Origin of the sequence: Pseudovibrio sp. JE062, from assembly GCF_000156235.1 — a bacterium.
Taxonomy (GTDB): domain Bacteria; phylum Pseudomonadota; class Alphaproteobacteria; order Rhizobiales; family Stappiaceae; genus Pseudovibrio.
On the sequence record NZ_DS996812.1, the window covers coordinates 290,835 to 309,584 of the forward strand.

At 53.1% G+C, this 18,750-nt stretch carries 20 protein-coding genes, 1 other RNA gene and 1 pseudogene; 16 read left to right on the top strand and 6 right to left on the bottom strand.

Going from position 1 to position 18,750, the window contains the following annotated elements:
• Positions 1–13: 13 nt before the first annotated feature.
• Positions 14–1,021, bottom strand: coding sequence for a type I glyceraldehyde-3-phosphate dehydrogenase (gap, locus tag PJE062_RS20155; RefSeq protein WP_008551525.1), 1,008 nt, complete (start codon positions 1,019–1,021; stop codon positions 14–16).
• Between the two features lie 125 nt (positions 1,022–1,146).
• Positions 1,147–3,148: pseudogene (gene tkt / locus PJE062_RS20160) on the bottom strand (transketolase).
• A gap of 553 nt (positions 3,149–3,701) precedes the next feature.
• On the opposite strand from tkt, the gene PJE062_RS20165 reads away from it, so the two are divergent.
• Positions 3,702–3,998 (top strand): DUF4164 domain-containing protein, encoded by a 297-nt coding sequence (locus PJE062_RS20165; RefSeq protein WP_014286950.1) that lies wholly within the window; start codon positions 3,702–3,704, stop codon positions 3,996–3,998.
• A 5-nt stretch (positions 3,999–4,003) separates the two neighbouring features.
• Positions 4,004–4,441, top strand: a complete 438-nt coding sequence (gene zapA / locus PJE062_RS20170; RefSeq protein WP_008551373.1) for a cell division protein ZapA — start codon at positions 4,004–4,006, stop codon at positions 4,439–4,441.
• A 34-nt stretch (positions 4,442–4,475) separates the two neighbouring features.
• Here zapA and PJE062_RS20175 read toward each other — a convergent pair whose 3' ends face one another.
• Positions 4,476–4,886: an HIT family protein gene (locus PJE062_RS20175; RefSeq protein ID WP_037037768.1), complete on the bottom strand. Its 411-nt coding sequence runs from the start codon at positions 4,884–4,886 to the stop codon at positions 4,476–4,478.
• Between the two features lie 165 nt (positions 4,887–5,051).
• On the opposite strand from PJE062_RS20175, the gene ssrS reads away from it, so the two are divergent.
• The 5 genes from ssrS (at position 5,052) to PJE062_RS20195 (ending at position 9,090) form a co-directional block, all read left to right on the top strand.
• A non-coding RNA gene (gene ssrS / locus PJE062_RS26170) (6S RNA) lies at positions 5,052–5,211 on the top strand.
• Between the two features lie 98 nt (positions 5,212–5,309).
• A complete protein-coding gene (locus PJE062_RS20180) occupies positions 5,310–5,903 on the top strand; it encodes a 5-formyltetrahydrofolate cyclo-ligase (protein WP_008551265.1) in 594 nt (197 codons plus the stop codon).
• 137 nt (positions 5,904–6,040) lie between these two features.
• A complete protein-coding gene (locus tag PJE062_RS20185) occupies positions 6,041–6,883 on the top strand; it encodes a TIGR00282 family metallophosphoesterase (RefSeq protein ID WP_008551388.1) in 843 nt (280 codons plus the stop codon).
• Positions 6,884–7,110: 227 nt separating this feature from the next.
• A complete protein-coding gene (locus PJE062_RS20190) occupies positions 7,111–7,854 on the top strand; it encodes a YebC/PmpR family DNA-binding transcriptional regulator (protein ID WP_008551665.1) in 744 nt (247 codons plus the stop codon).
• 645 nt (positions 7,855–8,499) lie between these two features.
• Complete coding sequence (locus tag PJE062_RS20195) at positions 8,500–9,090, top strand: hypothetical protein (RefSeq protein WP_371256376.1); 591 nt, start codon at positions 8,500–8,502, stop codon at positions 9,088–9,090.
• A 4-nt stretch (positions 9,091–9,094) separates the two neighbouring features.
• Here PJE062_RS20195 and PJE062_RS20200 read toward each other — a convergent pair whose 3' ends face one another.
• From PJE062_RS20200 to PJE062_RS20210, 3 genes are all read right to left on the bottom strand, one after another.
• Complete coding sequence (locus PJE062_RS20200) at positions 9,095–9,592, bottom strand: Lrp/AsnC family transcriptional regulator (RefSeq protein ID WP_008551677.1); 498 nt, start codon at positions 9,590–9,592, stop codon at positions 9,095–9,097.
• 129 nt (positions 9,593–9,721) lie between these two features.
• Positions 9,722–10,483 (bottom strand): sulfite exporter TauE/SafE family protein, encoded by a 762-nt coding sequence (locus PJE062_RS20205; protein WP_208982413.1) that lies wholly within the window; start codon positions 10,481–10,483, stop codon positions 9,722–9,724.
• Between the two features lie 187 nt (positions 10,484–10,670).
• Positions 10,671–11,426, bottom strand: coding sequence for a sulfite exporter TauE/SafE family protein (locus PJE062_RS20210; RefSeq protein WP_008551590.1), 756 nt, complete (start codon positions 11,424–11,426; stop codon positions 10,671–10,673).
• A 123-nt stretch (positions 11,427–11,549) separates the two neighbouring features.
• On the opposite strand from PJE062_RS20210, the gene ruvC reads away from it, so the two are divergent.
• The 9 genes from ruvC to pal all read left to right on the top strand — a co-directional run bounded on the left by ruvC (position 11,550) and on the right by pal (position 18,653).
• Complete coding sequence (ruvC, locus tag PJE062_RS20215; RefSeq protein ID WP_037037770.1) at positions 11,550–12,071, top strand: crossover junction endodeoxyribonuclease RuvC; 522 nt, start codon at positions 11,550–11,552, stop codon at positions 12,069–12,071.
• The gene (gene ruvA, locus PJE062_RS20220; RefSeq protein WP_008551589.1) at positions 12,068–12,682 is read left to right on the top strand and encodes a Holliday junction branch migration protein RuvA; all 615 of its coding nucleotides are present in this window, start codon (positions 12,068–12,070) and stop codon (positions 12,680–12,682) included. The genes ruvC and ruvA overlap by 4 nt, the downstream gene beginning before the upstream one ends.
• Positions 12,682–13,728: a Holliday junction branch migration DNA helicase RuvB gene (gene ruvB, locus PJE062_RS20225; RefSeq protein WP_008551483.1), complete on the top strand. Its 1,047-nt coding sequence runs from the start codon at positions 12,682–12,684 to the stop codon at positions 13,726–13,728. The genes ruvA and ruvB overlap by 1 nt, the downstream gene beginning before the upstream one ends.
• Positions 13,729–13,737: 9 nt before the next feature.
• On the top strand, positions 13,738–14,199 hold the full coding sequence (gene ybgC, locus PJE062_RS20230; RefSeq protein WP_008551637.1) for a tol-pal system-associated acyl-CoA thioesterase: 462 nt from the start codon (positions 13,738–13,740) through the stop codon (positions 14,197–14,199).
• Positions 14,200–14,501: 302 nt separating this feature from the next.
• Positions 14,502–15,230, top strand: a complete 729-nt coding sequence (gene tolQ / locus PJE062_RS20235) for a protein TolQ (RefSeq protein WP_164845287.1) — start codon at positions 14,502–14,504, stop codon at positions 15,228–15,230.
• A gap of 3 nt (positions 15,231–15,233) precedes the next feature.
• Complete coding sequence (gene tolR / locus PJE062_RS20240) at positions 15,234–15,695, top strand: protein TolR (protein ID WP_008551287.1); 462 nt, start codon at positions 15,234–15,236, stop codon at positions 15,693–15,695.
• 6 nt (positions 15,696–15,701) lie between these two features.
• Complete coding sequence (locus PJE062_RS20245; RefSeq protein WP_008551269.1) at positions 15,702–16,637, top strand: hypothetical protein; 936 nt, start codon at positions 15,702–15,704, stop codon at positions 16,635–16,637.
• Between the two features lie 55 nt (positions 16,638–16,692).
• Positions 16,693–18,030, top strand: a complete 1,338-nt coding sequence (gene tolB / locus PJE062_RS20250) for a Tol-Pal system beta propeller repeat protein TolB (protein ID WP_371256379.1) — start codon at positions 16,693–16,695, stop codon at positions 18,028–18,030.
• Between the two features lie 140 nt (positions 18,031–18,170).
• The gene (pal, locus tag PJE062_RS20255; RefSeq protein ID WP_008551510.1) at positions 18,171–18,653 is read left to right on the top strand and encodes a peptidoglycan-associated lipoprotein Pal; all 483 of its coding nucleotides are present in this window, start codon (positions 18,171–18,173) and stop codon (positions 18,651–18,653) included.
• The last annotated feature ends 97 nt before the right edge of the window (positions 18,654–18,750 follow it).

Genomic DNA, 18,750 nt, shown 5'->3' on the forward strand with positions numbered 1-18,750 from the left:
GGCCCCTTTCAGATTAGATGAGCTTTGCCATCGCAACAGCGGTGTCCGCCATGCGGTTGGAGAAGCCCCACTCGTTGTCGTACCAGGTGAGGATACGAACCATTGTGCCTTCCATGACCTTGGTCTGGTCCATGTGGAAGATGGAGGAGTGTGGGTCGTGGTTGAAGTCGATGGAAACGTTTGGCACGTCGGTGTAACCAAGAACGCCTTTCAGTTCGCCTTCAGCCGCTGCTTTGATTGCTGCGTTGATTTCTTCAACGGAAGTTTCTTTCTTCGCGATGAAGGTCAGGTCAACAACAGAAACGTTTGGAGTAGGTACGCGGATTGCAACGCCGTCCAGTTTACCAGCCAGCTCAGGCAGAACTAGGCCAACAGCCTTAGCAGCACCTGTGGAGGTTGGGATCATGGAAAGAGCTGCTGCGCGGCCGCGGTACAGATCCTTGTGCATTGTGTCGAGAGTTGGCTGATCACCGGTGTAAGAGTGAACGGTGGTCATGAAGCCTTTTTCGATGCCAACCAGTTTGTCCAGAACGTAAGCTACTGGAGACAGACAGTTGGTGGTGCAAGATGCGTTGGAAACAACCAGATCTTCAGAAGTCAGGGTGTCGTGGTTTACGCCGTAAACGATTGTTTTGTCAGCGCCTGCTGCAGGAGCAGAAACCAGAACGCGCTTTGCGCCTGCTTCCAGGTGCAGAGCTGCTTTTTCTTTTGCGGTGAAGATGCCGGTGCATTCCATCGCAATGTCCACACCCATTTCACCCCAAGGCAATTCTTTAGGATCACGGATAGCGGTTACTTTGATTGGACCACGGCCACAATCGATGGTGTCGCCATCAACTGTTACTTTAGCTGGGAACTTGCCGTGTACGGAGTCAAACTGCAGCAGGTGTGCGTTAGTTTCAACTGGGCCGAGGTCGTTGATTGCTACAACTTCAATGTCGGTACGACCGGATTCGATGATTGCACGGAGAACATTACGACCAATGCGACCAAAGCCATTGATGGCTACCTTGACTGCCATTTAAGAACCTCTTTCGGTAGGGCGCTCAATAACGCCCGCGTTTTATATATTCTGCCAGCTCTTGCCGGCCGTCTTCTGAGAGGCTTCTGGCTGAGAGGAGCCAGAAGCTTCACTTGTAGTTAGCTTTAGGCGTTATCGCTATCGCCAAGGCGCTTTTCTGCCTCTTGGACCACTGCTCCCGCGGTGATCCCGAAATGCTCATAGAGCTCCTGGTAAGGGGCGGAGGCACCGAAACCTGACATGCCTACAAATCCACCATCAGAACCGACAAAGCGATCCCAACCCATACGAACGCCCGCTTCCACAGCGATCTTCACCGGACTACCACCAATGATGGCATTCTTGTATGCGTCAGATTGTTGCTCAAAGAGTTCGAAGCTAGGAACGGAGACCACACGGGTCGCAATACCCTTGCCGTCGAGCTCTTTTTTCGCTTCCACAGCGATCTCAACTTCGGAGCCGGTTGCGAACAGAGTAACGGTCGCTTCTTCTTCACAGTCAGCGATGATGTATGCGCCTTTGGCACACAGGTTTTCGCTTTCGTAGTGAGGACGAAGGGAAGGCAGGTTCTGACGGGTCAGAGCCAAAACGCTTGGGTTATCAGTGGCTTTCATTGCCAGCTGCCAGCATTCCAGGGTCTCTGTGATGTCCGCAGGACGGAAGAACAGCAGATCTGGAATACAACGTAGAGCCGCAAAGTGTTCCACAGGCTGGTGGGTTGGACCATCTTCACCCAGGCCCGATGGAGTCGTGGGTCATTACGTGAATGACGCGCTGCTTCATCAGAGCTGCCAGACGCAGAGACGGACGGCAGTAATCGGAGAAGATCAGGAAGCCACCAGAGTAGGGGATAACTCCGCCGTGCAGTGCCATACCGTTCATTGCTGCGGCCATTCCGTGCTCACGGATACCCCAGTGGATGAAACGACCGGAGAAATCGTCCGGCGTGATGGAAGGCGTATGCTCGGTGTTGGTGTTGTTGGAACCGGTCAGGTCAGCAGAGCCGCCGATGGTTTCCGGAACAGCACCGGTGATCACTTTCAGAACAGCCTGGGACGCCTTACGGGTCGCCATCTTTGGCTGAGTGTCTGCAAGTTCTTTCTTGTATGCGTCGATTGCTGCATCGAAGCCGGATGGCAGATCGCCACGGCAACGGCGCTCGAACTCGCCACGCTGCTCAGGGTTTGCTTCGTTGAAGCGCTGTTCCCACTCTTTACGAGCGTTGGCGGAACGCAGACCTGCGATGCGCCATGCATCGAGAACGTCGCTTGGTACTTCAAACGGCTCAGCGGACCAGCCAAGAGCTTCGCGGGTTGCTGCGATTTCTTCAGCGCCCAGAGGAGCACCGTGCACTTTGTTGGTGCCTGCGCGGTTTGGAGAACCGAAGCCGATTGTGGTCTTCGCAGCGATCATTGTTGGCTTGTCGCTGTTCTGAGCTTCTGTCAGAGCTGCTTCGATTGCCTCTGGATCGTGACCATCAATTGCGATGGTGTTCCAGCCGGATGCCTTGAAGCGTGCAATCTGGTCAGTGCTGTCAGCCAGGTCAACGGAACCGTCGATGGTGATGCCGTTGTCGTCCCAGATGAGGATCAGCTTGTTTAGCTTGAGGTGACCTGCCAGAGAGATTGCTTCCTGGGAGATACCTTCCATCAGACAGCCATCACCTGCGAGAACATAGGTGAAGTGGTTGACGAGGTCTTTGCCGAAGCGCTCTTCCTGCAGGCGCTCAGCGATTGCCATGCCTACTGCGTTTGCAAGACCCTGGCCGAGAGGACCAGTTGTGGTCTCGATGCCTGCGCCATGACCGTATTCCGGGTGGCCGCATGTGCGTGCGCCAAGCTGGCGGAACTGCTGAAGCTGTTCAATAGAGAAGTCTTCGTATCCCAGCAGATAGAGAGTGGAATACAGGAGCATAGATCCGTGCCCTGCGGAGAGCACGAAACGATCTCGGTCTGCCCATTTTGGGGAGTTAGGGTCAAATTTCAGAAATTTGGAAAACAGGACCGTTGCGATGTCGGCTGCACCCATTGGAAGTCCAGGGTGGCCTGATTTTGCTTTTTCAACGGCGTCCATTGAAAGAAAGCGTATCGCATTCGCCATGCGAGAGTGCTTTTCGAGATCGGTCATCTTATTCCCGCTGTCGACCCGGCCGGGCAGCCGGTTCTTTACCATTAGCTAGTGTAAATTCGACGACAGTTGCCATAGTCTTTGCCCCAGACTAATGCGAATTGGCAGTTGTCTACGAACGAATAACGGAAGGAGACATAGCAGGTCAGAGAGTTGAGTCAATGAAACTGAGCTATTCGGGCGATGTTTATTGCGTAAGTTGAGCGCTTTTGAATTTTGAATAACATTTGTCAACATAAGTTATGTTGCCAAGGGCTCTTAAATGAGTGAATTTGCTTAGCGTAAAATACGCGTGCATTAGATTTTTATAGAGGCGAAGCTTGTATTTTGTTCACTAATGTTGCGCGGAGTAAATTTCCGAGTCGAAGGCGATTGCAAGTTCTGTAATCACTGATAAATGAGATGGTTCTCGCTTATTCCTCAGATATGATGTGAATAAAGCTCGACGATTCCCTCGAGCTAATGGATAATTGTCTTCCGCTTCCCTAGACGGGAAAGGGTCGAGTTGCCATTTCTCGGGTGATCGATGTTTGGTGAGTACGGATACAGGTAGATGTCAGAGGTGAAGATGGATAGTGGGCAAGATCTGGATCAGGCGCTGGATCGTATTTCTGCCTCCATCACGAAGCTAGAAGGCGCGCTTCATCGCAGGACGTCCCGTGACAAGACCCTTGATGCGTTAGAGAACGACCTGCAAAGAATTGGCGAGGATCGCACGCAGTTGGCTGCAAAGCTGGATCAGGCCGAAGCGCGTGGTTCGCGGCTTGAAGATGTCAACAAAGATGTTTCCCGTCGCCTTGTTGCTGCCATGGAATCCATACGTACTGTTCTCGAAGGACAGGAGAGCTAAGATCAATGGCGCAAATTACAGTAACAATCAATGATCGCAGCTTTCGCATGGCGTGTGATGACGGTGAGGAAGAGCGTCTGCTCGGTCTTGCTCAGCGTTTTGACGACAGCATCAGTGGCCTGAGAGAGAACTTTGGCGAGATTGGTGACCAGCGTCTGACCGTGATGGCAGGCATTATGGTGACGGACCATCTGGCTGAAGTGGAGCGCAAGCTGAAAGCTGCGGAAGCGCGGATTGAAGAACTCGGCAAGGCAGAGGCGTCTGTTGAAGAGCGACTGGCTGCGCAGGAGCAGCGCTATCTGAGCCGTATCGAGGCACTTGAAGCGGAACATCGCGAGAAAGAAGCCAAGGTTGTCGCGCGCCTGCTGGAGAGCGCAGACAAGATTGAGCAGCTTGGTGCGGATCTGGACAATGAGCTGCGCGAAGAAGAAAGCGCAGCGTAATCCGGGCTGTTGATCGGCTAAGGGTAGATTTCACTTACACAGGTTTGAGATGAGAAAGCAGTTCTTGGAAGCGTCCAGGTAAGGTTGGGTCTGGCTTCCATTGAATGTCTTGCCCATCTCCTTTGCTTCTCGGCACGATATGAAAGTGCAGGTGAAATGCGTCTTGCTGTGCCTCAGCACCATTGCTGCTGATGATCTGGACATTGTTTATGCCAAGTTGCTCTTTGTAGACTAGGCATAACTTCCGAATGGCACGGGTCACCTCAACTAAATCATCTTCTTTGACATCAAAGATGTTGGTGGAGTGCTGTTTCGGTACCACTAAGGTGTGATAGGGCGCGATAGACCCCCGATCAAAGAAAGCTATGACGCTTTCATTCTCAAAAACAGTTGCATCCGGCTTCAACCGGCCTTCTGCAATTTCGCAAAACGTACATTGTGTCATGATCTCAAGATAACCAATGCGTGCATGCTTATCTACTGGATCTAATTTAGAGCATGGTGTTAGGCTGAGTTTGTGGCCTTAAACCTCTGGTCATATCTGGAATAAATGTGAGAGCAGGGTTTGAAAGGCTGGTAATTCCGGTCGCTCTGGCCTATATGAGCCTTTGCGTTGCTGCGCGGTTCGTCAGGAGACACATATCCCCGGGGCCTTACGCATTCCTTAGGGAGCTGTTCCTTCCCTCGCTCGTGGGCTTGGGGACACGGCGCCCACCTACATTGTAGGTTCTCCGGGATTGCACATTCTCCAACGGCTGTTGTGGCACGCCCTTCTCTTTTTCCTCTCTACAGCGTGATAGGCTCTTGCTTTGCGATTTTGCGCGGGCTGCACCATAATGCACACAAGTGGTTGTAAATGAGGTGCGTATTGACTTCCCAAGACATTGAGAATGATGAGCTCAAACTGGCCAAGCGTGCCGTGCGGAAAGCCGGACTTGCGGCGCGGGCCACGCTTTCTCCCGTTGAGCGGATTGAGCGGTCGCTGGCGCTTGTCGATTTTGTGGAAGAGCTTGGTGTTGAGCCGGGATCGGTGATTTCTGGGTTCTGGCCTATTCGGGATGAGGTTGATCCGCGTCCTTTGATGGACGCACTGGCAAAGGCTGGCAGTTCTCTTTGTCTTCCCGTTGTTATGGGTGATGATCTTGTCTTCCGCCGTCTTGAAAAGGGCGGGCCGCTGGAGCCTGCCGGGTTCGGCAGTATGGCGCCGGGACCAGAGGCGGAGGTTGTGCACCCTAATGTGGTGCTGGTTCCGCTGTCTGCTTTTGATCGGAACTGCAACCGGATCGGATATGGCAAAGGTTTTTACGACCGTGCATTGAGTGATTTGGAAAAACTTACCGATCTGACTGCGATTGGGGTTGCATTTGCTGTTCAAGAGGTAGAAGAGGTTCCGATGGAACCGCATGATCGTCAGCTGGATGGTATCCTGACAGATCGTGGGCTTCTTAAAGCAGGAGATTAAAGCAAGTTGCCTGTGGCTTCTGGCGTGTTCTTCTTAGGACGCGCGCGGTGGCCATCAGATCTGCTTTGGTCCAAAAAATGTGCGCGTATTCTTTCATTACATTACCTTAGTCGGGAATACGCTTGAAAGGTGTATAGATGCAGCTGCTGTTTCTTGGGGATCTGGTTGGGCGTGCTGGCCGCAATGCCGTGATTGATGAACTGCCCCAACTCGTGGAAGACAACCAACTGGACTTCGTCGTCGTAAATGGCGAGAACTCCGCAGCAGGCTTTGGTATCACCGAAGAAATTCTCCAGAACGTGCTGGATGCGGGTGCTGATGTTGTGACCACCGGCAACCACATCTGGGACCAGCGTGACACGCTTGTTTACATTGAGCGTCAGAACCAGCTGCTGCGCCCTGCGAACTATCCGGCAGGTACTCCGGGTAAAGGGGCCAACCTTTACCGCGCGAAGAATGGTGCTGATGTGCTGGTGGTGAACGTGATGGGTCGCGTTTACATGGATGCGCTGGACTGTCCGTTTGCTGCTATCGACAAAATTCTGGCTGATTGCCCGCTGGGCGCTGTGGCTGATGCGATCATCATTGATATGCACGCTGAAGCGACTTCCGAGAAGCAGGCGATGGGTCACTTCTGTGATGGTCGTGCTTCTCTGGTTGTTGGCACACACACGCACGTTCCAACTGCAGACCATCAGGTGCTTGTTGGCGGTACAGCGTATATGTCTGACGCTGGTATGTGCGGTGATTATGATTCCGTGCTGGGCATGGATAAGGAAGAGCCGGTCAACCGCTTCCTGCGCAAGATGAACGGTACTCGCTTTACGCCTGCGCTGGGTGAGGCAACCATTTGTGGCGTGGCGGTTGAGACGGATGACCGGACTGGCCTTGCTGTGAATGTTTCGCCGGTTCGTCTGGGTGGGCGTTTGTCGCAGATTATTCCGCCATTCTGGCCGAGTGCTGCAGACAGCTACGCTTAATCAAGCGACGAGCTTACACGGTGAATGATGAGGAAGAGTAAGTACGCGGCAAATCTCGCTGTTTCTTACTCTGGATTTTGTCGTGTAAGCGGCTTATAAGCTTTCATCAAATTTGCTCGACGTGACACGAATGCCGTGTCGGGGAGAGCGCTGTCCAAGCTATCAGCGGCTTGGTGAGCGCTCCTTTGAGCTACTAGTTTTATTCTAAACACAAGCCGGGAAGACCTATGGCCGGACATTCAAAATTCAAAAACATCATGCACCGCAAGGGACGTCAGGATGCTGTGCGTTCCAAGCTTTTCTCTCGCCTTTCTAAAGAGATTACCGTTGCTGCGAAGATGGGTGATCCTGACCCGGACAAGAACCCGCGCCTGCGCCTTGCTGTGCAGAACGCGAAGGGTCAGTCCATGCCGAAGGACAACATTGCCCGCGCGATTGCAAAGTCTCAGGGTGGAGAAGGTGCTGATTACACCGAGATCCGGTATGAGGGTTATGGTCCAGGCGGCACCGCGATTATTGTTGAAGTGCTGACTGACAACAAAAACCGCTCTGCTGCAAACGTACGCTCTTACTTCACCAAATACGGTGGTTCCATGGGTGAGACAGGTTCTGTTTCCTTCATGTTCGACCGCGTTGGTGAGCTGGTTTACAAGCCAGAAGCTGGCGATGCGGACACTGTGATGGAAGCTGGTATCGAAGCTGGTGCTGATGACGTTGAGAGCGATGATGAAGCTCACACCATCATTTGTGCGTTCGAAGACCTTTCCGAAGTTTCCAAAGCACTGGAAGCTGCGCTGGGCGAAGCTGAGTCTGTAAAGACCATCTGGAAGCCACAGAACCTGGTGGAAGTGAACGAAGAAAAAGCTGGCACCATCATGAAGCTGATGGACGCGCTGGAAGATGACGACGACGTGCAGAACGTCTTCTCCAACTTCGATATTCCAGAGGACGTTCTGGCAAAGCTGGGCTAATCCCACTTTCCAATTGAGTTTTCTAAAGGCGGTACGTTTTGCGTGCCGCCTTTTTTGTGTCTGCTAGATCGTGTTCGTCCGAATGCGTTTAATGACGTCTGAAGTGACGAAACAATGAATAGAAAAGAAATAAGATTGGAGCATAGATTAGGATTGTGAGCGGTACAAAGACTAGTACCAGTGAACTGGAATTCTTGATTGTTCCCAAAATGAACAGTGGGTAGTAAATGAAGTTCAGCCAAAAGTTATATAAGAAGCTGCGTAATGCAGGAACTGATACTTCTTGCCCGCATTCAACAAAACCAATCATTGCATTTGTCCAATAGCAAGACGTGCTTGTTTGAAGGGAAGCATCTCTAAAAGATGGAAGTTGCCAAGACAACAAAATGCTGCTGACTGTGAGAACCACGTATGCGATCGAAGCCCATGTTGCTAAATGGAATATCTTGTTTTTGATCATGCTTGCTCGATAAACCTTAGTAAAAACAATCTGCTAGAAACTAAAAGTGCGCTAACTTACATCTATCATAGTTCGATACTTGTATTTTCGCAGCCTAACTGGGCTCCCTTCCACCCCCTTACATTGATGATTGGCAGATGCTTGCCGCTGTGAAACCCTTTCTGGATCTGGGGTGGACTTGAGGCATGGTGGTGAGTGAGGAAAGTGATAAGGTTCGTGTGATTGAGCATGCCATTGGATCGGCGTGGCGGTTGCATTTGCTGGCGATTGGGTATGCAGCTCTGCTGGTAATTGGTGCGGTTCTGGAAACGCCCTCCGGTGTTTGGGAGGAACGGGCGCCGTTGGTGGCACGGGTCTACGAGTTCTGCGTTGTCAGTGCGCCTTATGTGCTGGCAGTGGCAGGGGTGCTTACAGCTCTTTATCTTCGGCAGGCGGTGAATATCGCGCGGGGAATGAAAGAGCGGTGCCTGATTGCGACGGCGGCTATTCTGACGATGCCGATCAATGGGTTTCACAAGGGGGAGTGGTGGGTGTCGCTGTGTTCGGTCACGGTGACCGTGTTCCCACCGTTGCTTTACATTTCCCTTGGATTGCTCGGCCAGCCCCTTTCCATCCTTGGGCTAGGGCTTTGCATAGGGGCTTATGTGTTTTGTCTTGTCCAAAGGCAGATGCTGCTCATCGCTCAAAACAGCAACTTCCTTCAGGACAGAATTTCCGAGCTTGTCAGCATGGCGCAGATCGTGACCGGGTCTGGCAAAAACGAGGATGCGCCCTGATAGATCAATCGTTGTCGACGATGGATTCCAGATGTTGCAGTGGCAGTGCACCGTTGGCCTTCAGCGTACGGATTGCGAAGTTGGAACGTACGTCTTCGACTCCATCCAGTGACATCAGGAAGTCTGAGAGGAAGACATCGTAGGCTTCCAGTGTTGGGACAACGATTTCAGCAAGAATATCGGACTGACCGGAGACCAGATGGCAGGAGACGACTTCTGGCTGAGAGGTGACGCGCTCAATGATGGACATGATCTGCGCTTTGCTCTGCTTGCCGACACGCATCTCCACAAACACGGTCATGCCGAGGCCAACTGTCTTGCGGTTTACGGAGGCCTGATAGCCGTTGATTACACCGCTATCCTCAAGGTTTTTGACGCGGCGCAGGCACGGGGAGGGTGACAGAGCAACTTTGCCTGCCAGTTCTACGTTGGTCAGGCGTCCGTCTTCCTGAAGGTTTTTCAGGATTTCGAGGTCAATCTTGTCGAGCGATGATTTTGGCATAAATCTGTATTTTTCGTCTGTTTCTAGGGATATTATTGCGGAAACTACGGCCTTTTGCCAAGTTTCGCAAGCTGTGCTGTTTGTTTGACGCTTCTTGCGGCTCTTTTTCAGTGCATGTGAACTAGTGGGTCATCTGAGAATTCCATCTAAAATAGGCATGCTTGTGATGGCAGCTCCTAAGATGAGTGTGTAAGCGAGCAGGCGATAAGACTTGCCGCTGGATTTGGAGAAACCTTTGGCTCCCAGATAGATGCTCAGGCCATAAGCCGGGCAGATCAGCAATGAGAGAAGCAGGAGTTCCTGTGTGATCAGGCCGTTCCACCAGAAGGCTGCGAAAGAACCGAAGCTGGTGAAAAAGAAATAGGTGATCAGATTGGCGCGTATAACGCTGACGGGCAGGGGGCCTGACATCCAGTAGGTGATGACCGGAGGGCCAGCCAGCTGTGTCATACCGCCGAGAAGACCAGAGACAGCACCAACGCCGAAGGAAGTACGTTTGTTCGGTGCCTTGGTGTAACGCCAGCCAGAGACCAGAACGGCGAGCAAAACGAGGACAACGCAGGACAGCACCCAGCGCAAAACGTAAGGGTCTGCATTGGTGAGTACCCAGGCGCCAATGGAAACGGTGACGACGGCTCCGCCTGCTGCGGGCAGAACGGTCCTCCAATCGCAGATTTTGGTGGCGGAGACGACCATGGGCAGAGAGATGGTTGCATCGACCAGAAGAAGTGAAGCTGCGGCCAGTTTCGGGTCCATAATGGCGGAGGCGATGGGCATGTAGATCATCGCTGCGCCGAAGCCTGCGAAGCCACGAGTCAACCCGGCGAGCGCTATGGTTGCGCACACCATCAAGAAGGCCGGGGATTCGAGTCCTGCGACGTCTGGGAGCATCTATGCCTCTGCTGAGAAGGTCGGTTTAAGGCTTCCTAGTTGTGCGGACTATAAATTACGAAGGCGCCTTCCTCCAATCAGGACGAATGGCCGAATTGTCGAGAATTTCTCAATTACCTTTGTCTGGGGCCTCTTATTCTCGCTTAAGCCTTGGGAACCTGCGGAAAAATAGTTGAGGCGGTTACAGCTACAGATCGTGGAAGAATGGCAGTGAAACGACTGCTGCAAGGAAGATGATGCCCTTAGCTGCCCATTTGAAATATGTCGGAGGGGCTTTATTGAAGGCTTTCGCACCAAACATCAGGCAGCCCAGATAGATGGGACCGGTGATGAGCAGGACAGGTATGAGCTCTTTCGTGAACAGGCCGTTATACGCATAAGAGGCATAGGCGGAGGCATCGGCAATCGCGATGAACACGATCATGTTGGCGCGGATGATGTTCTGCGGATGGGGCCCTGTTGCCCAGAGAGTGTAGATGGGAATGGAGGGCATCTGGCTGAAGCCGCCAAGCAGGCCTGATAGCGCCCCAACGCCGAGGTTTTGATTGCGGGAGGGTTCTTCTGAGTAGGTCCAGTTGGACATGAGCACTGCCAGAAGCGCGAAGACAACAATAGAGATGCCCCAATGCAAGACGATGGGCGGTGCGTTGGCGAGGATCCATGCTCCGACGGAGACGGCGAGGATTGCTCCGACTGCCGCTGGCAGGACGCTTTTCCATCGGCACAGCTTGGTTGCCGGGAAGATAAGAGGCAGGGCAATGAGGGTATCGAGGATAAGAAGTGTGGCTGCGGCGAGCTTTGGCCCGATGACCAGAGCGGCCAGAGGTATCCAGACCATGCCAGACCCAAAGCCTGCGAACCCGCGCATTAAACCTGCCAAAAGGATGGCCCCTGCGATCAGAGACAACTGTAAGGCTGAGTGTGCGTAGAGGGCTTCAATCATTGCGGGTCCTAAACAAGAACTCACGCAGGAACGCGTGGATTACTCCTGAAATTTTGCGGATTAAGCCTCTGGTTTTCGTTAGCGGCTAGCGTCTTCGGAGATTTTTCGTTACCGGTTTGTTCTATGGATCATTCAATTCGAATCATGGGTGTTGACCCTGGTCTCAGGAACACCGGTTGGGGCATTATTGATGCCAAAGGTAATCGCGTCAGCTTTATTGCCAGCGGCACGATACAATCCAACAACAAGTACTCTCTCGCTGAACGACTCAAGCAGCTGTACACTGGCTTGCAGGAAGTGATTGAACGTTATGGTCCGGCAGAAGCTGCTGTTGAGAATACGTTCGTGAACAAAGATGCAGGGGCGACCCTAAAACTGGGACAGGCGAGGGGCATCGCTCTGCTCGTGCCATCTCTGCACAATCTCGTGGTTTCAGAATACGCTCCTAACCTGGTGAAAAAGACCGTGGTTGGAACAGGGCATGCAGAAAAAGAACAAATCCGTATGATGGTGAAGGTGCTGATGCCGAAGGCGACGTTTAATTCGGACGACGCGGCAGATGCACTGGCGATTGCGATCTGCCATAGTCATCACAGGGGTAGTGTAACGGGCCGTCTGGCCGCAGCGGAGGCGCTTTTGAAATGATCGGGAAACTCAAGGGTGTCGTCGACAGCTACGGCGATGATTTCGTGCTGCTGGATGTGCAGGGCGTTTGCTATCAAGTGCATTGCCCTTCTCGCGTGCTGCAGCAGTTGCCGCGTGTGGGAGAAGCTGCTGTGCTGGCCATTGAGACCATGGTGCGCGAAGACATGATCAAGCTGTTTGGCTTTGCCGAGGACAGCGAGCGTGAATGGTTCCGCATTCTTATGACCGTTCAGGGTGTTGGTGCAAAGGTTGCGCTGGGCATTCTGGGCATCATGAAAGCCTCTGAAGTGGCGAACGCGATTGCGCTGGGCGATAAGACTGCGATTACGCGCGCACCGGGTGTTGGCAAGCGTGTGGCTGAGCGTATTGTGACCGAGCTGAAGGATAAGGCACCGGCCTTTGCTTCTGTTGAGGATGACACGATCGCGGTTTCCCAAAGTGTTGCAGAGAATGTGGCTTCTCGTCCGGTGGCGGATGCGGTGTCTGCGCTCTCCAACCTTGGTTACCAGCCTGCTCAGGCGTCTGCTGCTGTGGCAGCTGCTGTGAAAACAGCAGGTGAGGATGCGAGTGCTGAAAAACTTATTCGCCTTGGCCTTAAGGAACTTGCGTAATGATTGAGGGTGAGGATCGCCTTGTTACTCCGGAAATTCGGGGCGATGAAATCGACAGTGGTATGCGTCCGCAGACGCTGGATGACTTTACGGGTCAGGCGCAGGCGCGTGAGAACTTGAAAGTGTTCATTGGCGCGGCCAAGGCCCGCAATGAAGCGCTGGATCACGTGCTGTTTGTTGGGCCTCCTGGTCTTGGTAAGACCACACTAGCGCAGATTATGGCGCGTGAGCTTGGGGTGAACTTCCGTGCGACTTCTGGTCCTGTGATTGCGAAGGCTGGCGATCTTGCGGCTCTGCTGACCAATCTGGAAGACCGGGATGTTCTGTTCATTGATGAGATCCACCGTCTCAACCCAGCGGTTGAAGAGGTGCTGTATCCGGCGATGGAAGACTATCAGCTCGATCTGATCATCGGTGAGGGGCCTGCAGCTCGCTCTGTGAAGATTGATCTGGCGAAGTTTACGCTTGTTGCTGCAACAACTCGTATCGGATTGCTGACGACGCCGCTACGTGATCGTTTTGGTATTCCGGTTCGGTTGGAGTTCTATACGCCGCAAGAGCTGGAACTTATTGTGAAACGCGGTGCGCGCCTGCTCGGTATTGGCATGAGCGATGATGGTGCGACCGAGATCGCCAAGCGGTCTCGTGGAACACCACGTATTGCTGGCCGCTTGCTGCGCCGCGTGCGCGATTTTGCGATTGTGGCTGGTGATGCGGATATTGATGCGGGTCTTGCGGATCGTGCGTTACGTCAGCTGGAAGTGGACAGTGCTGGCTTTGACAGTCTGGACCGTCGCTATCTGAAGCAGATTGCCATGAACTTTGGTGGTGGCCCTGTTGGGATTGAGACGATTGCAGCTGCGCTTTCTGAGCCGCGGGATGCGATTGAGGAGATTGTGGAGCCGTATCTGATCCAGAATGGCTATCTTCAGCGTACGCCGCGAGGTCGAATTTTGACGCCGATCGCGTTCAAGCACCTTGGTTTGGCAGTGCCGGATAACCCAAATGCGCCTCAGATGGCCCTTTTTCAACATGATGAAGACTGATCTGCCGACATGAATGATAAAAAAACTGAGGCAAATTGGCCCGATCTGACAGGCCGTATTGAGGGCAATGAGCATATTTTGCCCGTGCGTGTGTATTACGAGGACACTGACTTTTCAGGGGTCGTCTATCATGCGGCCTATCTGAAGTTCATGGAGCGTGGCCGCACTGAGCTGCTGCGCATGCGCGGTGTGCATCATCATGAACTGGATTCAGGCATGCATGGGGAGCGTCTGGCCTTTGCTGTGCGCCACATGGATATTGATTTTCTCAAGCCTGCACGAATCGATGATGTGCTTGAAGTTCATACGGATATCAGTGAGGTGAGGGGTGTCCGTATGTTTATCAGCCAACGGGTTATGCGTGGTGACGAAGTTTTGATCAAAGCCAGCGTGACTGCTGTGGCTATCTCTGCGGATGGCAAACCACGTAGATTGCCCAAGGATCTGGTTGCCCAGATGAACGGCGAATAAGCGCGACAATCATCGTAAAAAATCACCAATATTCATTCAAAGTAAACGGGACTGGAAACCTTTTAATCCTTCAGTAACCTTAAACAGGTCTTTTCAATAATGCCTTCAATGCTGGCTGTAGTCGAAGTTTCGCCAAATTCGACAGGCAGGAAGGCTGCTAAATGTTTAATAGACTGGTTGTGTTCATGGCAGGGGTTCTACCGTGGGCCGGTCGTTGGGTTATCAGGGCAAGAGGTCCTTACTACATGAACTCTAAGGTGATGAAACTCGTTGTGGCCATGAGCGCAGCGCTGGCAAGCACTATGCCATTGGCGGCAATGGCCCAGGACGTGCAATCTGTTGAGCTGGGTGCAGCTCCGGGTTCCGGCTTGTCCTACATTTCGCTCTTCATGGAAGCGGACATCGTCGTCAAGATTGTAATGATCGGTCTGATCGCTGCTTCTGTCTGGAGCTGGGCGATTATCTTTGACAAGGTTGTTCTGTATGGTCGTTCCCGCCGCCAGATGAACCGTTTTGAGAACGTGTTCTGGTCCGGCCAGTCTCTCGAAGAACTTTATAAGTCTCTGTCCTCCCGCGCGAATAACGGGATGTCTGCGTTGTTTGTGGCTGCTATGCGTGAATGGAAGCGCTCCCACGAAGGGGATAAGCCTGCCATTGCCAGTCTGCAGCAGCGTATTGACCGCGTGATGGACCTGACGATTTCCCGCGAAGTTGAGCGTCTTGAAAAGCGCTTGTTGTTCCTTGCGACCATCGGCAGTGCGGCTCCGTTTGTGGGCCTGTTTGGTACGGTCTGGGGCATCATGAATGCGTTTACCTCCATCGCGGCTTCCAAGAACACCAACCTTGCTGTTGTGGCTCCGGGTATTGCAGAAGCGCTGTTTGCGACCGGTCTTGGCCTGATCGCAGCTATTCCGGCGGTTATTGCCTACAACAAGCTGCAGAGTGACAGCGGTAAGCTGGCTGCGCGTATGGAAGGTTTTGCAGACGAGTTTTCAGCCATTCTGTCCCGCCGTATTGATGAGCGAGCATAATCCATGGGTATGAGCACTGGAGCAGCTGGTGGTGGAGGTGGACGCGCTGGCGGCAGACGTGGTCGCCGCAGGCATTCCCATGCACCAATGAGCGAGATCAACGTAACGCCGATGGTGGACGTGATGCTGGTGTTGCTGATCATCTTTATGGTGGCAGCTCCGCTGTTGACCGTTGGCGTGCCGATCGATCTGCCCGAAACCCGGGCGAAGGCGATGGAAGGTGATACTGAGCCGATAGCGATCTCCGTTAAGTCTGACGGATCCGTGTTTATTCAGGACACAGAGATCCCGGTTGACGAGCTGATCGCGAAACTCGGTGCGATTGCCGAGAATGGTTACAACGAGCGCATCTATGTGCGCGGAGATCAGGATGCCGATTACGGTGTCATCATGAAGGTTATGGGCCGTATCAATGCTGCTGGCTACAAGCGCATCGGGCTCGTTACTCTAGAGGAGCAGGGTTAACCGGGAATGCGTGCAGGCCTTATCGCATCGCTAGTTGTTCACGTGGTCGTGCTTGTTGCCGGAGCGGTTTCGCTTAACTTCGGCAAAGAGCTTTCGACTGCCCCGGTGGATTCACTGCCCGTGGATCTTGTGCCTGTGAGCGAGCTGACCAAGCTGCAGCTGGGTACAAAGGAAGCGAAGGAAATCAAAGAGGCTGCGCTGCAGCCGACCAAGAAGCCTGCTGAAAAGCCTGAGCCGGAGAAGAAGACCGGTGAGGCTAAGAAAGAGGTGAAGAAGGTTCAGGAAGCGAAGAGGGAAGTGCAGCAGGCTGAAACACCGCCGCCGCCACCGGAACCTGCTGAACCAGAGCCTGCTCCAAAGGAAGTGCCAAAAGAGAAGGCGCCTGCGGAGACTGCAGAACTTGGTCCTGAAGTAGAAAAAACAGAAAAGCCGAAGCAGCTTGTAAAAGTCCGTCCACGTTCCAAGCCTAAGCCTCCTGCGCGCCCGAAAGCGCCGAAGAAGGAAAAGCCGAAGAAGAAGGAAGACTTCAACTCAAAGATGGCGGCTTTGCTGAACAAGACGAATGTGAAGTCGAGCGGGACTGCAAAGTCCGCAAAACCGGCTTCTCTTGGATCCGAACTGGGCCAGACCAATGTGAAGATGAGCCAGTCTGAGCTGGATGCGCTTCGTGGACAGGTTGCCCAGTGCTGGAACCCTCCTGTGGGTGCAGCTGGTGCTGAAGATCTGAACGTTCGCCTGCAATTCAACCTGAGCCGTACCGGTGAGGTTGAAGGGCAGATGCAGGTTCTGAATTCCAGCAATAACCCAACATTCAGAGCTGCAGCAAGCAGTGCAGAACGCGCGGTCTATCGCTGCGGTCCGTATTCTCTGCCAGCAGCTAAATATGATGCATGGAAAACCGTCATCTTGAATTTTGATCCTCGCGATATGCTTGGATACTAGGTATTGAGATTGAAAGGAGCTTAGGTCTATGTCCTTTGTGATGGGGCTTAACCCAATGCGTACAACAGGGATTAAGCAGCTGTGGCGTCGTGCATGCTGCTTTGTGGCTGCTGCTGTTGCTGTTGTTACCATCTCTCAACCTGCCTACGCCTTGATTGAACTGGATATTACTCAGGGCAACGTTGAACCTATGCCGATTGCAATCTCTCCCTTTGCAGGTTCCGGCTTGCAGGAAGACGTGGCAGGGCAGATTTCTCAAGTTGTTGCCGCTGATTTGCAGCGCTCGGGCTTGTTCCGCCCGATTGATCCGGCTGCCCATATTCAGCAGGAAATGAATGTAGGAACCATGCCGCGCTTTGGTGACTGGCGGACCATCGGGTCTCAGGCCTTGGTGACTGGTTCTATCGCGCAGCAGGCAAACGGTCAGATCCGTGCTGAGTTTCGTTTGTGGGATGTGTTTGCAGGTCAGCAGTTGATTGGCCAGCAGTTCTTCACCACACCAGAAAACTGGCGCCGTCTGGCGCACATCATCTCCGATGCGATCTACCAGCGTTTGACCGGTGAGAAAGGCTACTTCGATACCCGCGTCGTCTTCATTGACGAGAGCGGTCCGAAGGATGCGCGCCGGAAGCGTCTGGCGATTATGGATCAGGATGGCGCGAATGTGCGCTATCTGACACGCGGTGATGATCTGGTTCTAACCCCACGGTTCTCTCCTGTTTCTCAGGAAGTCACCTACATGTCTTATGTGGGCGGCAATCCGCAGGTCTATCTGTTCAACATCGAGACTGGTCAACGTGAGGTTCTTGGGAACTTCCCGGGTATGACCTTTGCGCCGCGCTTCTCACCTGATGGCCAGAAGGTCATCATGAGCTTGCAGCAGGGTAGCAATGCGAACCTTTATCTGATGGACTTACGCACTCGTCGGACAACTCGTTTGACCAATACAGCTGCGATTGATACCAGCCCGTCCTTCTCTCCAGACGGACGCCAGGTGGTGTTTGAAAGTGACCGTGGCGGCTCGCAGCAGCTGTATGTGATGAACTCCAACGGTAGCGGTGCTGAACGTATTTCCTTTGGTCCGGGCCAGTACTCTACGCCTGTGTGGTCTCCACGCGGTGATCTGATTGCCTTCACCAAGGTGCATCAGGGTCGCTTTATGATCGGTGTTATTCGTCCAGATGGTAAGGGTGAGCGTATTCTGACCGAGGGCTATCACAACGAAGGTCCGGCATGGTCTCCAAACGGGCGCGTGCTGACATTCTTCCGAGATACTGTGGGCGAGCAGGGCGGTCCTCAGGTCTGGACTGTTGATCTGACTGGTTACAATGAACAGCTGGTTCAGACACCAAACTTTGCATCAGATCCGGCGTGGTCTCCGCTGCTCGACTAATCGTGAAGCTGAGACCCCAATTTCTTGCGGGAATTTGGGGTCATTAGCACTTCATTAACCAATAAATTCAAGTTACCCTTAACCAAGTTGGTCTAGGGCTTTTTTAACCCTCGGGGTTTGAGGGACAGGAGATTCTATAAATGTCAAAGACGCTGTTCGCGCGCGGAGCGCGTTTCGCCGCTGTGGTGGCTGTGTGTCTCGTCGCAGCAGCTTGTTCGCAGACACGCCCTGAATTGACCAGTGGCAATAGTTCTGTTGCAGCTGGCTCTGGTCAGGACTTTGTTGTGAATGTTGGGGATCGTGTATTCTTCCTCAACAACCAGAGCTCCCTTGATGGTGCAGCTCGCGGAGTTCTGGACAAGCAGGCTCAGTGGCTGCAGCACTACAAGAACTACTCTATTACCATTGAAGGTCACGCTGATGAGCGCGGCACCCGTCAGTACAACATTGCACTGGGCGCGCGTCGTGCGGCTGCGGTTAGAGAATACCTTGTTGCTAAAGGCATTAGCCCATCCCGCATCAAGACAATCTCTTACGGTAAAGAGCGTCCGGTTGCGGTTTGTAACGCGGCTTCTTGCTGGAGCCAGAACCGTCGTGCTGTGACTGTTCTGAATGGTCAGTGATTGAGTTTGACCTGCTGAAATCTAAAAAGGGCTTCCCTGATTTGGGGGAGCCTTTTTTGTTGAAACTCCTGCAAACTTGTAGGAGAACGGAAATTGG

Coding starts and splice junctions, on each gene's coding strand:
- PJE062_RS20195 (WP_371256376.1), top strand. CDS start 8,500: ATGGTGGTGAGTGAGGAAAGTGATAAGGTTCGTGTGATTGAGCATGCC.
- ruvB (WP_008551483.1), top strand. CDS start 12,682: ATGATTGAGGGTGAGGATCGCCTTGTTACTCCGGAAATTCGGGGCGAT.
- tolQ (WP_164845287.1), top strand. CDS start 14,502: ATGCCATTGGCGGCAATGGCCCAGGACGTGCAATCTGTTGAGCTGGGT.
- PJE062_RS20190 (WP_008551665.1), top strand. CDS start 7,111: ATGGCCGGACATTCAAAATTCAAAAACATCATGCACCGCAAGGGACGT.
- PJE062_RS20245 (WP_008551269.1), top strand. CDS start 15,702: ATGCGTGCAGGCCTTATCGCATCGCTAGTTGTTCACGTGGTCGTGCTT.
- zapA (WP_008551373.1), top strand. CDS start 4,004: ATGGCGCAAATTACAGTAACAATCAATGATCGCAGCTTTCGCATGGCG.
- gap (WP_008551525.1), bottom strand. CDS start 1,021: ATGGCAGTCAAGGTAGCCATCAATGGCTTTGGTCGCATTGGTCGTAAT.
- PJE062_RS20165 (WP_014286950.1), top strand. CDS start 3,702: ATGTCAGAGGTGAAGATGGATAGTGGGCAAGATCTGGATCAGGCGCTG.
- ruvA (WP_008551589.1), top strand. CDS start 12,068: ATGATCGGGAAACTCAAGGGTGTCGTCGACAGCTACGGCGATGATTTC.
- tolB (WP_371256379.1), top strand. CDS start 16,693: ATGCGTACAACAGGGATTAAGCAGCTGTGGCGTCGTGCATGCTGCTTT.
- PJE062_RS20175 (WP_037037768.1), bottom strand. CDS start 4,886: ATGACACAATGTACGTTTTGCGAAATTGCAGAAGGCCGGTTGAAGCCG.
- ruvC (WP_037037770.1), top strand. CDS start 11,550: ATGGATCATTCAATTCGAATCATGGGTGTTGACCCTGGTCTCAGGAAC.
- PJE062_RS20200 (WP_008551677.1), bottom strand. CDS start 9,592: ATGCCAAAATCATCGCTCGACAAGATTGACCTCGAAATCCTGAAAAAC.
- ybgC (WP_008551637.1), top strand. CDS start 13,738: ATGAATGATAAAAAAACTGAGGCAAATTGGCCCGATCTGACAGGCCGT.
- PJE062_RS20205 (WP_208982413.1), bottom strand. CDS start 10,483: ATGCTCCCAGACGTCGCAGGACTCGAATCCCCGGCCTTCTTGATGGTG.
- PJE062_RS20185 (WP_008551388.1), top strand. CDS start 6,041: ATGCAGCTGCTGTTTCTTGGGGATCTGGTTGGGCGTGCTGGCCGCAAT.
- PJE062_RS20210 (WP_008551590.1), bottom strand. CDS start 11,426: ATGATTGAAGCCCTCTACGCACACTCAGCCTTACAGTTGTCTCTGATC.
- pal (WP_008551510.1), top strand. CDS start 18,171: ATGTCAAAGACGCTGTTCGCGCGCGGAGCGCGTTTCGCCGCTGTGGTG.
- tolR (WP_008551287.1), top strand. CDS start 15,234: ATGGGTATGAGCACTGGAGCAGCTGGTGGTGGAGGTGGACGCGCTGGC.